Here is a 589-nt window from a genome sequence, read left to right as displayed (position 1 = left end):
TTACCGGTATCGGGGCTGGTACCGGCAGCGGGTCGCGGTCCTGCCAGCCGGCCACCGACCGCTGGTGGCGAGGCTCCGACCAGCACCACCGAGGAAGCAGCCGCCAGCGCCGTGCTGCCAGCCACCGCTGAGGAGGCGACCGCTGGCAACGCGGCATCAGCGACCAGCGACGAAGCATCAGCCGCTGCTGACGGGGGGCCGACGCCGGCTGAGGGGCGGGCGGCCAGTTCCTCACCGGACAGCCCCGTGATGAAGGACAGGTATCCCGGCACGAGCGGCAGCACACACGGCGACAGGAATGACAACAGCCCCGCCACCGCCGCGACCGGTGCGGCGAGCAGCAGAGGCCCGTCCGCGACGAACGACGTGACGCTCACCGCGGGACTCCCTCCAGCCGGACCGGGATTTCTCCCAACCGGACAACACCGCCGATCCTGTCACCGCTCACAGTGCCACGAGCGCCCACGCCGCCGGCGTCTGCGCCGCCGACATCCGTATGGCCGGCGTCCGTGTCACCGACGACCACACGGCCGACATCCGTACGGCCAGCGTTCGGATGGCCCATCCTGACGCCGTTCATGTTCTGATG

Annotated in this window: 1 pseudogene; it reads right to left on the bottom strand. The window is 70.8% G+C overall.

The window, feature by feature from the left end:
* Nucleotides 1-377: pseudogene (locus AC5LSR_RS15315) on the bottom strand (cytochrome c biogenesis protein CcdA); the annotation flags it as partial.
* Nucleotides 378-589 lie beyond the last annotated feature (212 nt).

The organism is Protofrankia sp. CiP1_Cm_nod4 (assembly GCF_982290645.1).
Note: the sequence above shows the minus strand (reverse complement) of the source record. Positions and strands in the feature narration are given on the sequence as shown.